The sequence below is a fragment of the Stenotrophomonas sp. MMGLT7 genome, assembly GCF_021168555.1.
Classification (GTDB): Bacteria; Pseudomonadota; Gammaproteobacteria; order Xanthomonadales; family Xanthomonadaceae; genus MMGLT7.
This window is the reverse complement of sequence record NZ_JAJOZS010000003.1, coordinates 392565-408891: the sequence shown is the minus strand read 5'-3', so window position 1 is coordinate 408891 and position 16327 is coordinate 392565. Positions and strand designations below refer to the sequence as shown.

At 70.6% G+C, this 16327-nt stretch carries 13 protein-coding genes and 1 riboswitch; of the genes, 8 read left to right on the top strand and 5 right to left on the bottom strand.

Going from position 1 to position 16327, the window contains the following annotated elements; translation table 11 throughout:
• Positions 1-111: 111 nt before the first annotated feature.
• Both LRX76_RS06495 and LRX76_RS06490 read left to right on the top strand, forming a co-directional pair.
• Positions 112-1206, top strand: a complete 1095-nt coding sequence (locus LRX76_RS06495; RefSeq protein ID WP_231803264.1) for a glycerol dehydrogenase — start codon at positions 112-114, stop codon at positions 1204-1206.
• A 124-nt stretch (positions 1207-1330) separates the two neighbouring features.
• Complete coding sequence (locus LRX76_RS06490) at positions 1331-1609, top strand: hypothetical protein (protein ID WP_231803262.1); 279 nt, start codon at positions 1331-1333, stop codon at positions 1607-1609.
• Between the two features lie 279 nt (positions 1610-1888).
• Here LRX76_RS06490 and LRX76_RS06485 read toward each other — a convergent pair whose 3' ends face one another.
• From LRX76_RS06485 to LRX76_RS06475, 3 genes are all read right to left on the bottom strand, one after another.
• Positions 1889-2683, bottom strand: a complete 795-nt coding sequence (locus LRX76_RS06485; RefSeq protein WP_231803260.1) for a hypothetical protein — start codon at positions 2681-2683, stop codon at positions 1889-1891.
• A gap of 256 nt (positions 2684-2939) precedes the next feature.
• Positions 2940-3827 (bottom strand): fructose bisphosphate aldolase, encoded by an 888-nt coding sequence (locus tag LRX76_RS06480; RefSeq protein ID WP_231803377.1) that lies wholly within the window; start codon positions 3825-3827, stop codon positions 2940-2942.
• Positions 3828-4035: 208 nt separating this feature from the next.
• Entirely contained in the window at positions 4036-5382 is a 1347-nt protein-coding gene (locus LRX76_RS06475) for an MFS transporter (protein WP_231803258.1), read from the bottom strand.
• A 297-nt stretch (positions 5383-5679) separates the two neighbouring features.
• On the opposite strand from LRX76_RS06475, the gene LRX76_RS06470 reads away from it, so the two are divergent.
• Positions 5680-6090 (top strand): acyl-CoA thioesterase, encoded by a 411-nt coding sequence (locus LRX76_RS06470; RefSeq protein WP_231803256.1) that lies wholly within the window; start codon positions 5680-5682, stop codon positions 6088-6090.
• Positions 6091-6129: 39 nt separating this feature from the next.
• Positions 6130-6792 carry a VOC family protein gene (locus tag LRX76_RS06465; RefSeq protein WP_231803254.1) on the top strand — a complete coding sequence of 221 codons (663 nt, stop codon included), beginning with the start codon at positions 6130-6132 and terminating at the stop codon, positions 6790-6792.
• A gap of 210 nt (positions 6793-7002) precedes the next feature.
• Here the strand turns inward: LRX76_RS06465 and LRX76_RS06460 are convergent, their stop codons facing one another.
• Complete coding sequence (locus LRX76_RS06460) at positions 7003-7890, bottom strand: LysR family transcriptional regulator (protein ID WP_231803252.1); 888 nt, start codon at positions 7888-7890, stop codon at positions 7003-7005.
• A 96-nt stretch (positions 7891-7986) separates the two neighbouring features.
• Here LRX76_RS06460 and LRX76_RS06455 point away from each other — a divergent pair, with 96 nt between their 5' ends.
• Positions 7987-9246 (top strand): MFS transporter, encoded by a 1260-nt coding sequence (locus LRX76_RS06455; RefSeq protein ID WP_231803250.1) that lies wholly within the window; start codon positions 7987-7989, stop codon positions 9244-9246.
• 133 nt (positions 9247-9379) lie between these two features.
• Here LRX76_RS06455 and metE read toward each other — a convergent pair whose 3' ends face one another.
• Positions 9380-11671 carry a 5-methyltetrahydropteroyltriglutamate--homocysteine S-methyltransferase gene (metE, locus tag LRX76_RS06450; RefSeq protein WP_231803248.1) on the bottom strand — a complete coding sequence of 764 codons (2292 nt, stop codon included), beginning with the start codon at positions 11669-11671 and terminating at the stop codon, positions 9380-9382.
• A gap of 208 nt (positions 11672-11879) precedes the next feature.
• Positions 11880-12132, bottom strand: a riboswitch (cobalamin riboswitch).
• A 351-nt stretch (positions 12133-12483) separates the two neighbouring features.
• Between metE and LRX76_RS06445 the strand changes: the two genes are divergently transcribed.
• From LRX76_RS06445 to LRX76_RS06435, 3 genes are all read left to right on the top strand, one after another.
• Positions 12484-13329, top strand: a complete 846-nt coding sequence (locus LRX76_RS06445; protein ID WP_231803246.1) for an NAD-dependent protein deacetylase — start codon at positions 12484-12486, stop codon at positions 13327-13329.
• Between the two features lie 777 nt (positions 13330-14106).
• Positions 14107-15204, top strand: a complete 1098-nt coding sequence (locus tag LRX76_RS06440; protein WP_231803244.1) for an NADH:flavin oxidoreductase/NADH oxidase — start codon at positions 14107-14109, stop codon at positions 15202-15204.
• Entirely contained in the window at positions 15176-16123 is a 948-nt protein-coding gene (locus tag LRX76_RS06435; protein ID WP_331716759.1) for an NAD(P)-dependent oxidoreductase, read from the top strand. Before LRX76_RS06440 ends, LRX76_RS06435 begins: the two co-directional genes overlap by 29 nt.
• Positions 16124-16327: the final 204 nt, after the last annotated feature.

Genomic DNA, 16327 nt, shown 5'->3' with positions numbered 1-16327 from the left:
GGCCATGACGCCGGTCGATGCGACCAACGATCGCATCGGTGCCCAGGCCGCCTGGAATACCATCGGGCCAGCAGGTGCGTCATCCAACCGTCTTGATCAGGGAGTGTGGAAATGCGCAATTTCATCTTCTCTTCGCCGGCAAAGTACGTGCAGGGCAACGGGGTTCTCGACCAGCTGGGCGAGTACGCCGCCGGGTTCGGGCCAAGGGCCCTGCTGGTGGCGGACGACATCGTGTGGGACATCGTCGGCGAGCGGGTCGAGTCCGCGCTCGCGGGCAAGGTCGACTACCAGCGCGAGCCCTTCGCCGGGGAGTCCTCCAACTCCGAGATCCTGCGGCTCGCCGAACTGGCGCGGAAGTTCGGCTCCGCGCTGGTGGTGGGCCTGGGCGGCGGCAAGACCCTCGATACGGTCAAGGCGGTCGCCGACGAGTTGAAACAGCCGGTGCTGATCGTGCCCACGGTCGCTTCGACCGATGCGCCGTGCAGCGCGCTGTCGGTGATCTACAGCGACGACGGGGTGTTCGAGAAGTACCGCTTCTACGACAAGAACCCGGATCTGGTGCTGGTCGATACCGGGGTCTGTGCCCAGGCCCCGGTCCGCCTGTTCGCCTCGGGCATCGCCGACGGGCTGGCCACCTATGTCGAGGCGCTTGCGGTCAAGCGTTCCAACAGCGCCTCGATGGTGGGCGGGGCACCGACGGTCGCCGCGATGGCGATCGCCGAGGCCTGCGAGAAGACCCTGCTCACCTATGGGTTCAGCGCCTACACCGCGGTCGCCCAGCAGCTGGTGACGCCGGCGGTGGAGGCCGTGGTGGAGGCCAACACCCTGCTTTCCGGGCTGGGCTTCGAGAACGCCGGCCTGGCCGGGGCGCACGCGATCCACAACGGGTTCACCGCGATCCAGGGCGACATCCACCACCTCACCCATGGCGAGAAGGTGGCCTACGGCACGCTGGCGCACATGGTGCTGGAGCAGCGGTCGGACGAGGAGATTGCCAGCTACATCCGCTTCTATCGCTCCATCGCCATGCCGACCACGCTCGAGGAACTGCACCTGGAGGATGCCAGCTGGGAGGACCTGGTCAGGATCGGGGCGCTGGCCAACAACGAAGGCGACACCCTGCGCAACCTCAGCGCGAACTTCTCCGCCGAGGATGTCGCGCACGCCATCCGCGCGGTGGATGCCTTCAGCCAGGCGGTGGATTGAAGGCGCGTCTGTGGTCCAATGGCGGAAGGGTCCGCTTCTTGCCTCCCGACGACTCGATCGAACCCGCTCTCCGTTGCAGCGGGGAGAGCCGGGTGGCAAGAAAGCTTTTCCTCTACCCACTCGCATGGCTCAGGTGATGTCGAACATTCGCGCATTCGCTCCGTATCTGCTCCTGCTTTCCGGCGCCGTGTTGCTGCTCCGTGGCGCCAGGCATCTTCCGTCGAGCATCACGGCGATCTGGCCGGCCACGCACGATGCCGCCTACGCGCATGGCCATGCCCTGGGGCAGCTGGCCGCGTACGGCCTTCTCGTCGTCGCCGGCATCGGCCTGCTTGGCCGTGGCTGGCGCCTTCTGCTTGCCCGGCGATCACCGCGGGCGGCGGGAACTCCACCGGGCACCTGACGATGCTTCGCCGGCAGGGCGTATCGCAGATGGCTGCCGGGTGGTCAGTCGTTGTGCATGCCCGGCCAGGAGGCTGCACCATCGTTCCAGGGCCAGCGGCACGGTACTCCGCTCTTGGGGGGCGGGCTCGACCTCCGTGGACTGGCGCCAACCCATCGGCTGAGGCGGCGTGGCGGTCTTACCCGATCAGGTGGTGCATTCGTGCAGCCATGGAGGAGCGCAGCATGCGGTGCAGTTTCCACGGCATCGCGCAATCGCGTCGGACTGGATGGACAGCCGTCAGCTGTCCCTGTCCCTCATCGCATCAAGCAACTTCTTTAGCGTATCGGCCGGATACTCCACTTCGCCCGGGGTGGATGGCAGCGGCGGCGGGGCGTCGGCCTGTCTCAGTGCTTCGGTGAGGCCGCTGTTGTTGCCGTAGATCGGGGCCTTGACCGTGAGCGGCCCGGGTTCGGGGAGCGAGTCATGGAGTGCTTGGTAGACCAGCACCGCATCGAGCAGGGCGAGGTCCTTTCCCGGATGCATGCCGTCCGGGCCGAACCATGACAGTTCCGGCGCGGTGGCTCGCAGCCGCTGGAGTTTCCCGGAAACCTCGATGTGGGGGATTCCCGCCTCTGCCGCAGCCGCGGACTCGCTTTCGACCAGGCTCCGGGATGCCGCCGGATTGGCCTGGTAGGTGCCCAGGAGCACCACGTGCACGCCTTTTTCACTGGCGAGCTGCGCCAGGGACTGGATGGCCTGCCGCGATTGGATGCAGGAGTCGGGGCCGAAGGCGCACATCAGGTCGCCGCCGCGTTCCTGGAGGACGAGCGCGGAATACTTGCGTCCGTCCAGCGCCCGCGCGACCGACCCGTCGGACACCCGCTCGGTCAGCGTCGCACCGCCCTTGGCGATCATGTCGCTGAGCGTCGGCCTGCCGTTGGCGCTCGCCAGTGCGGAGAAGACCGCGGGCATGTTGCCGTAGTAGGTCAGGCTGTTGCCGACGAAAAGCATCCTGTCGGTTCGCTCCGGCGAATGCGTGGCGCCATACGAGGCGCACGGCAGCAGGATCAGGAGAAGGGCGAATGCGCGCATGGGGTCGAGCCGGAAGGTGCCGGGATCGGGCGAGCCGCGAGGCGGAGTCGGATCGGCTGGAACAGGGGCAGGTCGCCGGGGCGCAGCGATGACAAGCAGCCAGGTTGTTGGCAGGAGCGACCCGTAGGAGCGACTTCAGTCGCGATGGGGCTCTACCGGTAGAGCCCCATCGCGACTGAAGTCGCTCCTACGGACGGTCCCGCTGGTGGTCCTGCGTGGCCCGGGTGCCCGGGCTACGCCGTTGGGGCAGTCCGCGTCAGGCGATCGATGCGCGGTAGATCGATTCGATCGCCGTGTCCAGCGCCTGGTTGAACGCGTCGTCGCTCTGCTGTGCGCTCAGTCCCTCGGTCAGCGCGCGGCTGAAGCTGGCGATCACGCCGGGGTTGCGGGCCAGCTTCGCATTGGCGTCGTCGCGGGCGTAGCCGCCGGACAGCGCCACCACCTTGAGCACGCTCGGGTGGTCGACCAGCTCCTGGAAATAGCCGTCGACGCTCGGCAGGGTGAGCTTGAGGATGACCGGGGTCTGCGGATCCACCTTGTCCAGCCGCGCCAGCAGGCCCTGCTTCAATTCGGCCTCGATGGCTTCCTTGTCGGCGGCCTTGATGTCCACTTCCGGCTCGATGATCGGGATCAGGCCGGCGTCGAGCACCTGCTGGCCCAGCGCGAACTGCTGGTCGAGCACGGCGGCGATGCCGGCGGCGTTGTTGGCCTTGATGACCGAGCGTTCCTTGGTGCCGAACACGCCCTTGGCCTTGGCGCGCGCGAGCAGTGCGGCCAGGTCCGGGATCGGCTTGAGCAGCTGTACGCCGTCGGCCTCGTCCTCCAGGCCCTTGTCGATCTTCAGGAACGGCACGACCTGCTTGGTTTCCCACAGGTAGGTCGCCGCTTCCTGGCCGGCGAAGCTGTCGTCGAGGGTGCGCTCGAACAGGATCGCGCCGAGCACGCGCTCACCGTTGAAGGCGGGGCTGGTGACGATACGGGCGCGCATCTGGTGCACCAGGTCGAACATCTCCGCGTCGCCGGAGTAGGCCGATTCGTCGATGCCATACAGCTTCAGCGCCTTGGGCGTGCTGCCGCCGCTCTGGTCGAGCGCGGCGATGAAACCCTTGCCGGAAGCGATCCTGTCCAGTTGCTGCTTGTTCACTGCCACGGTCGGTTCTCCTGTGTTGTCGATGTGTTGGGCGGATGTCGCCTGGAATGGGCGCGAAGATGCGGCCCGTATCATGCCCCGCGCGGCAGCCGGCACGATTAACCGGGGCCGGCTCGCCCCGGGCGCGGTTCCCGGCAGACAGCCGTGGTCCCGATGCTGCAGCAATCCCGGGACGCCGGCGGACGTCCCGGGGAGCCGCGCATCAGCGCGCGCGTTCGCGCATGGCCTTCTCGTCGTCGAGCCAGTTCGCGCCCTTGTTCTTCAGGAAGAAGACGTAGACCACCAGGGAGACCGCGATGATCGCCGTCACGTAGCCGATGAACGCGTTGACGTGGCCGGACTTCAGTGCGCCCTGGTACAGCAGCGGCGCGGTTCCGCCGAACGCGGAGTTGGCCAGTGCGTAGCCCAGGCCGACGCCGAGCGCGCGCACGTGGGTCGGGAACAGCTCGGCCTTCACCACCGCGTTGATCGACGTGTAGCCGGTCAGGATGATGAAGCTCACGGCCAGGATCGCGAACGCCGGCAGCCATTCGGTCTGCTGCGGAAGCGCGGTGATCATGTACCACGTGTAGAGCACGCCGCCGACGCCGAAGAACACCAGCAGGCTCTTGCGGCCGACGATGTCCGACAGCCAGCCGCCGATCGGCTGCAGCACCATCAGGAAGGTCAGGGCGATGAGGTTGATGATGGTGCCCGTCAGCACGTCGCCGCCGGCGAAGATGCTCTGGATCATCTTCGGCCCGGTGATGGAGTAGGTATAGAAGGCGATGGTGCCGCCGGCGGTGATCAGGAAGCACAGCAGCAGCGGCCGCCACTGGTGGACGAACAGTTCGCGCAGGGATCCGGACTTCTTGGCGTGGCCGGTCTTGGCCGCCTCGATCGAGGAGGACTGCAGCGATTCGTCCATGGTCTGGCGCAGCCAGAACACCACGATCGCCGAGGCGCCGCCGATGCCGAAGGCCACGCGCCAGCCCCAGTCCGAGATCTGCTCGAGTTCCATGAACTGCAGCATGATCAGCAGCGTCAGCTGGGCGAGCACGTGCCCGCCGACCAGCGTGACGTAGTGGAACGAGGACAGGAAGCCGCGGCGGCCGGGGATGGCGGCCTCGGACATGTAGGTCGCGCTGGCGCCGTACTCGCCGCCGGTCGCGAAGCCCTGCAGCAACCGCGCCAGCAGCAGGATCACCGGTGCGGCGATGCCGATGGCGGCGTTGGTCGGCGTGAGCGCGATCACGAAGGAGCACACGGCCATCATGGTGACCGACACGGTCAGCGCCAGGCGCCGGCCGTAGCGGTCGGCGAAGCGGCCGAAGTACCAGGCGCCGATCGGGCGCATCAGGAAGGTGATCGCGAAGATGCCCCAGACATAGAGCGTGGCGTTCTTGTCCTCGGGGGAGAAGAACTTGGATTCGAAGTAGATGGCGAAGACCGAATAGACGTAGACGTCGTACCACTCGACCAGGTTGCCGGCGGAGCCCTTGAGCGTGTTGGAAACAGAGCGGCGCAGGCTGGTAGGCCCGACCGGAGCAGAGGTCGTTGTAGAGGTCATCAGTCAGCTTGGGGTTGGTTGAGCGATCCCGGAGTATACGGGGCGCCCCGCCGCAGACGAGCCATTGCCGGTCTTCCGCCCATACACCGGGGATCGTCGTCCAAGCCCGGCGATCGTGCGCGCATCTCCCAGTTCAATGGTGCACTGCGGCATTCCTGCCGGCGGCCTCGCCGGCACCGCGCCGACCGGGATCGGCCCGCGCGCCGTGCCGGCGGGCCGTCGCCGGTGCCCGGGTCGCGGACGCGGCCGTCGGCCCGGCTGTGGTTTCATGATGCCCCCCCACTCAAGGAACCCTGCATGGCACCGAACACCGAAGCGCTCGAGCGTCCCACCGAGGCGCGGTTGCTGGAGATGGTCTTTCCGGACCACACCAATCACCTGGGCACGCTGTTCGGCGGGCAGGCGCTGGCATGGATGGACATGGCCTCGTTCATCGTCGCCTCGCGCTATGCGCGCAGCACGGTGGTGACCGCACGCTCGGAGCAGGTGGATTTCCAGCAGCCCATCCACAAGGGCGACCTGGTGGAGACCATCGCGCGCATCGTCAAGGTCGGGCGCACGTCGATGCACGTGGACGTGGAGGTGATCACCGAGAACCTGCTCACCGGCACGCGGCTGCTGTGCACGCGCGGCCACTTCGTGATGGTGGCGCTGGACACGCAGGGCAAGCCCACCCCGGCCCCGCCGCTGCCCGACGCGGCGGCCTGAGTCCGGAGCGGACCACGACGCGGCCGACGGGAGGCGAGGATGCGGATCGTACGGATCGAGATGCCGGCACCGGACCCGGCGGCGACGGTGGCGTTCTACCGCGATGTGCTGGGCCTGCCGCTGGCGGCGGACGGCGCGGTGCTCGCCGGCGCCAGCCGCATCGTGGCGTATCCCGGGGCCGCCGGCACGCGCGCCTGGCACATCGCCTTCAACATCCCGCGCAACCGGCTGGCCGAGGCGGCGGCGTGGCTGTCGGCCCGCGTGCCGCTGCTGGCCGATGCGCACGGCACCACGCGCTTCGGCTTCGGCGGCGCCTGGCGCTCCGAATCGGTGTACTTCGACGGGCCGGACGGCGCGGTGCTGGAGCTGATCGCGCGCCAGGGCATCGAGGTGGAAGGGCGCGGTGCGTTCGGCCCGGGCGAGCTGCTGTCGGTGAGCGAGATCGGCCTGCCCGTGCATGACGTGGCCGCGGCCACGGCCGCCTGCGCCGAGGCATTCGGGCTGGCGCCGTTCTCGCCGCCGACCCCCGTGTTCGCGCCGCTGGGCGACGACCACGGCCTGCTGATCCTCGGCGACGCCGGGCGGCGCTGGTTTCCCGACCACACCCGGTTGCCGCGCGGCGACGGGCTGCGGGTGACGCTGGCGGATGTGCGGGCCGGCGTGCTGGAGGATGCCGCCGGCTGGCGTGTCGTTGGCAGTTAGCAACGTTCCATCCCTTCTCCCGCCTGCGCTATCTCTTCATCACCAGACAGTGACAAGCCAGTTCCCTTTCCCTTCTCCCACTTGCGGGGGAAGGTGGCGCGCAGCGCCGGATGGGGGGCTTCTGCTGTTGCTTTTCCCATGCTTCAGGCAGCCCCCATCCGCCCTTCGGGCACCTTCCCCCGCACGCGGGGGAAGGGAAAGCTAGGCGGCCTAGGCCAGCTCGCGGGCCAGTTGCAGCAGGTGGTCGAGGATGATCGGCGGTGTGGGGTCCGGCAGCGTCGCCAGTGCCAGCCGCGCGCGCGGCACCGGGCCTTCGATGTCGAGGTAGCGCACGCCGGCCAGCCGCACCTGGGTCATCGCCTGCGGCACCACCGACACGCCCAGCTCGGCCGCCACCAGGTTGACGATGGACGACATCTGCGGCGCTTCCTGGCTGACCTGCAGCGGGAAGCCGGCGCGGTGGCAGGCATCGCTGATCTCGTCGTACAGGCTGGAGCCGAAGTTGCGCGGGAACAGGATGAACGGCTCGCCGGCCAGCGCCGACAGCGGCAGCCGCGTCCTGCGGGCAAGCGGGTGCGCGGCCGGCACCGCGATCTTCATCGGCTCGTCGGGAAAGTGCAGCAGCGACAGGCCGCCCGGGGTGGAGCGGCTGGGACGCACGAAGGCGGCGTCGATCTTGCCCTCGAGCAGTTGCTTGAGCAGGCCGGCGGTATTGGTCTCCAGCAGCACCAGGGTCACGTCCGGCCAGGCGCGGCGGAAGTTGCGGATCAGCGCCGGCACCACCGGGTTGAACGCGGCCGAGGCGGTGAAGCCCACGCGCAGGCGGCCGCGCTCGCCGCGGGCGACGCGCTGCACCGCGTCGGTGGCCGACTCCACGTCGGCCAGCACCCGGCGCACGTCGTGCACGAAGGCCGCGCCGGCCTCGGTCAGCTCGGCGCCCTGGTGGGTGCGGCGGAACAGCGGCGTGCCCAGCTCCTCTTCCAGCGCGCGGATCTGCTGGCTCAGCGGCGGCTGGGCGATGCCGATGCGGGCGGCGGCGCGGGTGAAGTTGCCCTCCTCGGCCACGGCCAGGAAGTAGCGCAGGTGACGCAGGTCCACTGGCATATCCAAAAGATATGGAGGTGGCGTGGATCATATATTGGACGCGAGGTCGCCGCAGGCGAATACTGGCGTCACACCCACCCCGACAATCCCGTGAACACTTCCGTCCGTCCCACCGCGGTGTCCGCCGCGGAGGACGCGCCCGCCCTCGGACGCATCCGCATCGCGCTGTTCCTGGCCGGCTTTGCCACCTTCTCCCTGCTGTACAGCGTGCAGCCGCTGCTGCCGGAGTTCGCCCGCGAGTACGGCGTGAGCGCGGCCGCCAGCTCGCTGCCGCTGTCGCTGGCCACGGCCTGCCTGGCGGTGGCGATCTTCTGCGCCGGCGCGGTGTCGGAGAACCTGGGCCGGCGCGGGCTGATGTGCGTGTCGATGGTGCTGGCGGCGCTGCTCAACCTGGCCGCCGCGCTGCTGCCGCACTGGGGCGCGATGGTCACCGCGCGGGCGCTGTCGGGCATCGCCCTGGGCGGGGTGCCGGCGGTGGCGATGGTGTACCTGGCCGAGGAAGTGCCGGCCGCACGGCTGGGCGCGGCGGTGGGGCTGTACGTGGGCGGCAACGCCTTCGGCGGCATGGTCGGGCGCATCTCGATGGGCATCCTCACCGACCATTTCGGCTGGCGCCACGCGCTGGCGGCGCTGAGCGTGTTCGACCTGCTGCTGGCGATCGGCTTCGTGCTGCTGCTGCCGCCCTCGCGGCACTTCGTGCGCCGTCCCGGCATCAACCTGCAGTTCCACCTGCGCGCGTGGTACGGGCACCTGCGGCATCCGTTCCTGCCGTGGCTGTTCGCCATCCCGTTCCTGGTGATGGGCGTGTTCGTCAGCGTCTACAACTACACCGGGTTCCGCCTGGGCGGGCCGGAGTTCGGCCTGAGCCAGAGCCAGATCGGCCTGATCTTCTGCGCCTACGTGTTCGGCATCGTCAGCTCGTCGGTGGCCGGCGCCTCCTCCGACCGCTTCGGCCGCGGCCCGGTGGTCAGCGCCGGGGTGGCGTGCTGCGTGCTGGGCATGGTGCTGACGCTGGCGCACGTGCTGGCGGTGGTGGTCGCCGGCATCGTGCTGCTGACCATCGGCTTCTTCGTCGCCCACTCGGCGGCCAGCGCCTGGGTCGGGCGCATGGGCGGGCAGAATCGCGGCCATGCCGCCTCGCTGTACCTGCTGTCGTACTACGTCGGTTCCAGCGTGGTCGGCTCGGCCAGCGGCTGGTTCTGGCAGCACGGTGGCTGGGGCGCGCTGGTGGCGTTCGCGCTGGCGCTGCTGATGCTGGCGATGATCGCCGCGCGTCGCCTGCAGTTGCAGGCGCCCGACGACGCCCGTCCCGGCCCGCGCTCGACCTTGCCGACCGCCGAGCAGGGATGAACCCGATCGGCGGGGCGGCCGGCCTATCAGCCTCGGCCATCGCCGCCATGCCGTTGCAAGAGCACCCTCATCCGGCGCTGCGCGCCACCTTCTCCCGCTCGCGGGAGAAGGGAAGAAGAGGGGCCGCTTCCGTTCAGGCCGCTTGTGCCTGCTGCGCGCGCAGGATCCGCGCCGCCTCCACCATCGCCGTCAGCGCGACGCGGGTCTCGTCCCAGCCGCGGGTCTTCAGGCCGCAGTCGGGGTTGACCCACAGCTGCTCGGGCGCGAGCACGTCGCGCGCCTTCTGCAGCAGCTCCACCATCTCGGCGACGCCGGGTACGCGCGGGGAATGGATGTCGTACACGCCCGGGCCGATCTCGTTGGGATAGCGGAACCTGACGAACGCATCGAGCAGTTCCATGCGCGAGCGCGAGGTCTCGATCGAGATCACGTCCGCGTCCATCGCCGCCACCGCCTCGATGATGTCGTTGAACTCTGAGTAGCACATGTGGGTGTGGATCTGGGTGGCGTCGCGCACGCCGCACGAGGCGATGCGGAAGCTCTCCACCGCCCAGGCCAGGTAGCCGGCCCATTCGCCGCGGCGCAGCGGCAGGCCCTCGCGGATCGCCGGCTCGTCGATCTGGATCACGCCGATGCCGGCCGCCTCCAGGTCGCGCACCTCGTCGCGCAGCGCCAGCGCGATCTGCCGGCAGGTCTGCGCGCGCTCCTGGTCGTCGCGCACGAACGACCACTGCAGCACCGTCACCGGGCCGGTCAGCATGCCCTTCATCGGGCGCGGCGTCAGCGACTGCGCGTACTGCGACCAGCGCACCGTCATCGGCGCCGGCCGCGCCACGTCGCCGTAGATGATCGGCGGCTTGACGCAACGGCTGCCGTAGCTCTGCACCCAGCCCAGCCTGGTGAAGGCGAAGCCGTCGAGCTGCTCGCCGAAGTACTCGACCATGTCGTTGCGCTCGAACTCGCCATGCACCAGCACGTCCAGCCCGACCTGCTCCTGGAAGCGCACGCAGCGCTCGGTCTCGGCCTCGAGGAAGGCGGCGTAGTCGGCGTCGGAGAGCTTGCCGGACTTGTTCCTGGCCCGCGCCTCGCGCACGGCGTGGGTCTGCGGGAACGAACCGATCGTGGTGGTCGGGTACGGCGGCAGGTCCAGCGCGGCGTGCTGGGCGGCACGCCGCTGCGGGTACGGCGAGGCGCGCCGGGCCGCGTCCGGCCCGAGCGCGGCCAGGCGGCGGTCGACCTCGGGCCGGTGCACGCGCGGCGACAGCCGGCGCGACTCGATCGCCGCGCGCGCCTGCTGCAGCGCCGCCTCCGCCTCGGGCCTGCCGTCCAGCGCGTCGGCCAGGGTGCGCAGCTCGCCGAGCTTCTGCCGGGCGAACGCCAGCCAGCCGTGCAGCTCGGGGTCCAGCGACTTCTCCTGCGCCAGGTCCACCGGCACGTGCAGCAGCGAGCACGACGGCGCCAGCCACAGGTTGTCCGCGCCGACGTGGCCCTGCGCGTAGCGCGCCAGGGTCAGCGCGTTGTCCAGCGGTGCGCGCCAGATGTTGCGGCCGTTGACCAGGCCGGCGGACAGCACGCGCCCGGCCGGCAGCGCCTTGAGCACGGCGTCGAGCTGTTCCAGCCCGCGCACCAGGTCCACGTGCAGGCCCTCCACCGGCAGCGCCGTGGCCAGTTCCAGGTTGTCGCCGAGCGCGCCGAAGTAGGTGGCCAGCAGCAGCTTCGGCCGCGCCGCCTGCGCCAGGAACTCATAGGCACGGCGGAAGGCCGCGCGCGCGGCCTCGTCCAGGTCCAGCACCAGCGCCGGCTCGTCGATCTGCACCCATTCGGCGCCGGCCGCGTGCAGCTTGCCGAGCAGTTCGGCGTAGACCGGCAGCAGGCGCTCGAGCAAGGCCAGGCGGTCGCTGCCGTCGCTGGTCTTGGACAGCAGCAGGAAGCTGACCGGGCCGATCAGCACCGGCCGGGTGGCGATGCCCAGCGCCCGCGCTTCGAGGAACTCGGCCAGCGGCTTGTCGCCGCGCAGCGCGAACTGCTGGCCGGCATGCAGCTCGGGGACGATGTAGTGGTAGTTGGTGTCGAACCACTTGGTCATCTCCAGCGCGTGCAGGTCCACGCCGTCGGCCTGGTGGCCGCGGGCCATGGCGAAGTAGCCGGCCAGCGGATCGGCATCGGCCAGCGCGCGGTAGCGCCCGGGGATGGCGTCGAACAGGAACGCGGCATCGAGCACCTGGTCGTACAGGCTGAAGTCGTTGCTCGGCGGCAGGTCGGCGCCGGCCTCGCGCTGCAGGCGCCAGTGGCGCGCGCGCAGTTCGCGTGCGGTGCCCTGCAGCTGCGTGGCGCCGGTCTCGCCACGCCAGTGGCTTTCCAGTGCGCGCTTGAGCTCGCGCCGCGCGCCGATGCGCGGGAAGCCCAGGTTGGTCACGATCGTCATGTTGTGTGTCCTCATTGCTTCGATGGCATTGAGGAACGAAGGGACCGCGCGCCGCGCCCGTTCGCACGGGACCCGCCACGCCAGCGACCTTCGCCCCCGCGGGCGAACCGGCCGACATGCGGGCAGGGACGGAGATCGCGCGCGGCGGACCGCGGACGCAGGCTCCGGCCAGGCCTCCCGCGAGGCAGCCAGGTCGAGACGGAGGACGGTCGTGTCCTCCGGCCGGGGCCGGTATTCGGGCTGATGGACGGGCCGTGCCGTGGCACGGGGGCCTAGTGTCCGCCGCTTCCCAGGCCGGCGAACCGGTCCAGTGCGTATGGCGGAGGTCGTTTCCATTCACCGCTGCGGGGCAGCTCCGGAATGGGCCGATGCCCTGCGGCATGCGGCCTTCACCGGATTCCCGTTTAAATCCATCCCTTCATCCGAATGAAGCGATGAATACCTTCGGCGGGCGCAGCGTAGGCGGGATGGCGGGGCGGGTCAAGCGTTGAGTGAGCGGGGCGGAAACGCGGCCTCGGCGCGATGGCATGGGTCGGCTCCCTGCGGCCTGTGCAAGCGCCGGTCCGGGGGCGTGTCGATCGTCGCTCCCGCGCAAGCGGGCGGCCATGAGCGTTGCCGAGGTCGGCCCGATCGTCCCTGGATGATCGGCTGTCCGGCTGTTTGCGCGCTGCCGATGCGCAGCCGCATGGGGCGGGCTTCGGCCCGCAGGTCGATTGCCTGGATGACGCATCGCGCCTCGGGGAATCTCCCCGGCCTGCCGCAGGTCGGCCGCGGCCGCCGCGCGCGTTGCCCGGGCGCGCTAAAGTGCCGGCATGTCCGCCGTCCTCGACCTGCCCGCCGCCAGCGCCAGCCTGCGCGAGTTCATCGACCGCCATCGCCGCCTGTTCGTCGTCACCGGCGCCGGTTGCAGCACCGGCTCGGGCATCCCCGACTACCGCGACGAGGCCGGGCAGTGGAAGCGGCCGCAGCCGGTGAACTTCCAGGCCTTCATGGGCGATGCCGCGGTGCGCCGGCGCTACTGGGCGCGCAGCCTGATCGGCTGGCGCCGCTTTGGCCAAGCACGGCCCAACGCGGTGCACGCGGCGCTGGCCGCGCTGGAGGCGCACGGGCGGGTGGAACTGCTGCTGACCCAGAACGTCGATCGCCTGCACCAGGCCGCAGGCAGCGGCGCGGTGATCGACCTGCACGGGCGCCTGGACCGGGTGCGCTGCATGGCCTGCGAGAAGCGCCATGACCGCGACGGCTTCCAGCAGCGGCTCGAGGCATGCAACCCGCAGTGGCGCGACCTCGATGCCGGGCAGGCGCCCGACGGCGACGCCGACCTGGACGGGGTGGACTTCTCCGGCTTCCGGGTGCCCGCCTGCAGCGCCTGCGGCGGCGTGCTCAAGCCCGACGTGGTGTTCTTCGGCGAGAGCGTGCCGCGCGAGCGCGTGGCGCGGGCGATGGAGCACCTGCAGCGCAGCGACGCGGTGCTGGTGGTGGGCTCGTCGCTGATGGTGTACTCGGGCTATCGCTTCGTGCAGGCGGCGGCGCTGGCGGGGCTGCCGGTGGCGGCGATCAACCGCGGCCATACCCGTGCCGATGCGCTGCTGTCGCTGAAGGTGGAGGACGACTGCGGTCGCGCGCTGGCTTTCCTGCTCGGGAGCGGGAGCCGATAGTTTCCTGCCCACCGAGCAGGGGGAGGGGCTTCGGCCCCCTCCCTTGCGCGCGCAGCGCGCAGGGGAGGGTTGGGGAGGGGTTGCTTTTAGGCTTTGCCGCGAATGGAGCCAACCCCCTCCCAGCCTCCCCCTGCTGCGCAAGGGGAGGAGCTTGGGCCCCTCCCTTGCGCGCGCAGCGCGCAGGGGAGGGGTGGGGAGGGGTTGCTTTCGGGCTTTGCCGCGACTGGAGCCGACCCCCTCCCAACCTCCCCCTGCTGCGCAAGGGGAGGAGCCTGGGCCCCCTCCCTTGCGCGCGCAGCGCGCAGGGGAGGGTTGGGGAGGGGTTGCTTTCGGGCTTTGCCGCGAATGGAGCCGACCCCCTCCCAGCCTCCCCCTGCTGCGCAAGGGGAGGAGCCTGGGCCCCCTCCCTTGCGCGCACGGCGCGCAGGGGAGGGTTGGGGAGGGGTTGCTTTCGGGCTTTGCCGCGGACGGAGCCGACCCCTCCCAAACTCCCCCTGCTGCGCAAGGGGAGGAGCCTGGGCCCCCTCCCTTGCGCGCGCAGCGCGCAGGGGAGGGTTGGGGAGGGGTTGCTTTCGGGCTTTGCCGCGAATGGAGCCGACCCCCTCCCAACCTCCCCTGCTGCGCAAGGGGAGGAGCCTGGACCCCCCTCCCTTGCGCGCCCGTCCCTGGCCTGCAACCGGAACGGACGCTGCGATCCATCCGCCCGGATTGATCGCGCCGCCGCCGCGCGCTGCAATGGCGGGCGTTGCCGTACATCTTTTCCCCAAAGGAATTCCGATGCGCCACCTGTTCTCTCCCCTCTCGCTCGGCCCGCTGCAATTGCCCAACCGCATCGTCATCGCGCCGATGTGCCAGTACTCGGCCAACGAGGGCAGCGCCAGCGACTGGCACCACATCCACCTGGGCAACCTGGCGCTGTCCGGCGCCGGCCTGCTGATCATCGAGGCCACCGCGGTCGAGCCGCGCGGGCGCATCACCTACGCCGACCTGGGGCTGTGGGACGACACCACCGAGGCGGCGCTGGCCGGCGTGCTCGACTCGCTGCGGCGCTGGTCGCCGATGCCGATCGGCGTGCAGCTGGCGCATGCCGGGCGCAAGGCCTCCACCGACAAGCCGTGGCTGGGCGGCGGCGCGATCGCGGCCGACGACCCGCACGGCTGGCAGACCGTGTCCGCCTCGGCGCGGCCGTTCGACCCGGCCGGTCCGGCGCCGCAGGCATTGGACGCGGCCGGCATCGACGCCGTCGTCGAGGCCTTCGCCGCCGCCGCCCGCCGTGCCGAGCGCCTCGGCCTGCAGTTGATCGAGCTGCACGGCGCGCACGGCTACCTGCTGCACCAGTTCATGTCGCCGCTGAGCAACCGCCGCGAGGACGAGTACGGCGGCTCGCTGGAAAATCGCCTGCGGTTGCCGCTGCGGGTGTTCGACGCGGTGCGCGATGCGGTCTCGGACAAGGTCGCCGTGGGCATGCGCATCTCCGCCAGCGACTGGGTCGAGGGTGGCTGGGACCTGGCGCAGAGCATCGAGCTGGCCAAGGCGCTGGACGCGCGCGGGGCCGACTTCATCCATGTCTCCAGCGGCGGGCTGGACCCACGCCAGCAGATCCCGGTCGAACCCGGCTACCAGGTGCCGTTCGCCGAGGCGATCAAGGCGCAGGTGAAGATGCCGGTGATCGCGGTCGGGCTGATCACCGAGCCGCAGCAGGCCGAGGCCATCCTCGCCGAAGGCCAGGCCGACGCGGTGGCATTGGCGCGCGGCATCCTCTACGACCCGCGCTGGCCGTGGCACGCCGCCGCCGAGCTGGGCGACAGCCTGGCGCCGGCGCCGCAGTACCTGCGCTGCGAGCCGCATTCGGCACGCGGGCTGTTCCGCAGCTGATGCGCGCGGCCACGCAGGCACGGAAGGAGAACGCGACGACATGACCACGATCGGATTCATCGGCCTGGGCAACATGGGCCAGGCCATCGCCCGCAACCTGCTGCAGGCCGGGCACGCGCTGACGGTGTGGAACCGCAGCCCGGGACCGGCGCAGGCGCTGGCCGCCGAAGGCGCGCAGGCGGCCGGATCGGCCGACCGCGCCGCGCACGGCCAGGTGCTGTTTTCGATGCTGGCCAGCGACGAGGCGCTGCGCGAGGTGCTGTTCGAGCGCGGCGTGCTCGATGCGCTGCCCGCCGGCAGCGTGCACGTCAACCTGGCGACGATCTCGGTGGCGCTGGCGCGCGAGCTGGCGGCGCTGCACACCGAGCGCGGCATCGGCTATGTCGCCGCGCCGGTGCTCGGCCGCCCGGACGTGGCGGCCGCGGGCAAGCTCAACCTGCTCGTCGCCGGCGATGCCGACGCGATCGGGCGGGTGCAGCCGCTGCTGGACGTCGTCGGCCAGAAGACCTGGCGCTTCGGTGCCGCGCCGGAGCAGGCCAACGCGGTCAAGCTGGCCGCCAATTTCTGCCTGGCCAGCGCCATCGGCACGATGGGCGAGGCGGCGGCGCTGGTGCGCGGCCACGACGTGCCCGCGGCCGATTTCCTGGCCATGCTCACCGGCACGCTGTTCGCCGCGCCGGCCTACCAGGGCTATGGCGGCATGATCGCGGCCGGGCGCTACAGCCCGGCCGGCTTCCGGCTGCCGCTGGGGTTGAAGGACGTGCGCCTGGCGCTGTCCGCCGGCGAGGCGCGCAACGTGCCGATGCCGCTGGCCAACGTACTGCGCGACCAGCTGATCGAGGCCATCGCCCACGGCGACGGCGAGCTGGACTGGGCGGCGCTGGCCACGGTCGCCGCGCGCCATGCCGGGCAGGGCTGAGGACCTGCTGGCGATCCCGGCCTGAAGGCGGCACATCGGCCGGGAGCATTCTCGTGGGAGCGGCGTCGGCCGCGATGCTTGCCGAGCGAAGCTTGCGCGCCAACGGCATCGCGGCCGACGCCGTTCCCGCGGGGAGATCGCGAACGGGTTCCGGGGGCGCGCGGCCGGCGCCGCATCGGTTGCATCTGCATCGAATGTGGCGCC

Coding starts and splice junctions, on each gene's coding strand:
- LRX76_RS06440 (WP_231803244.1), top strand. CDS start 14,107: ATGCGCCACCTGTTCTCTCCCCTCTCGCTCGGCCCGCTGCAATTGCCC.
- metE (WP_231803248.1), bottom strand. CDS start 11,671: ATGACGATCGTGACCAACCTGGGCTTCCCGCGCATCGGCGCGCGGCGC.
- LRX76_RS06445 (WP_231803246.1), top strand. CDS start 12,484: ATGTCCGCCGTCCTCGACCTGCCCGCCGCCAGCGCCAGCCTGCGCGAG.
- LRX76_RS06470 (WP_231803256.1), top strand. CDS start 5,680: ATGGCACCGAACACCGAAGCGCTCGAGCGTCCCACCGAGGCGCGGTTG.
- LRX76_RS06490 (WP_231803262.1), top strand. CDS start 1,331: ATGGCTCAGGTGATGTCGAACATTCGCGCATTCGCTCCGTATCTGCTC.
- LRX76_RS06475 (WP_231803258.1), bottom strand. CDS start 5,382: ATGACCTCTACAACGACCTCTGCTCCGGTCGGGCCTACCAGCCTGCGC.
- LRX76_RS06465 (WP_231803254.1), top strand. CDS start 6,130: ATGCGGATCGTACGGATCGAGATGCCGGCACCGGACCCGGCGGCGACG.
- LRX76_RS06495 (WP_231803264.1), top strand. CDS start 112: ATGCGCAATTTCATCTTCTCTTCGCCGGCAAAGTACGTGCAGGGCAAC.
- LRX76_RS06485 (WP_231803260.1), bottom strand. CDS start 2,683: ATGCGCGCATTCGCCCTTCTCCTGATCCTGCTGCCGTGCGCCTCGTAT.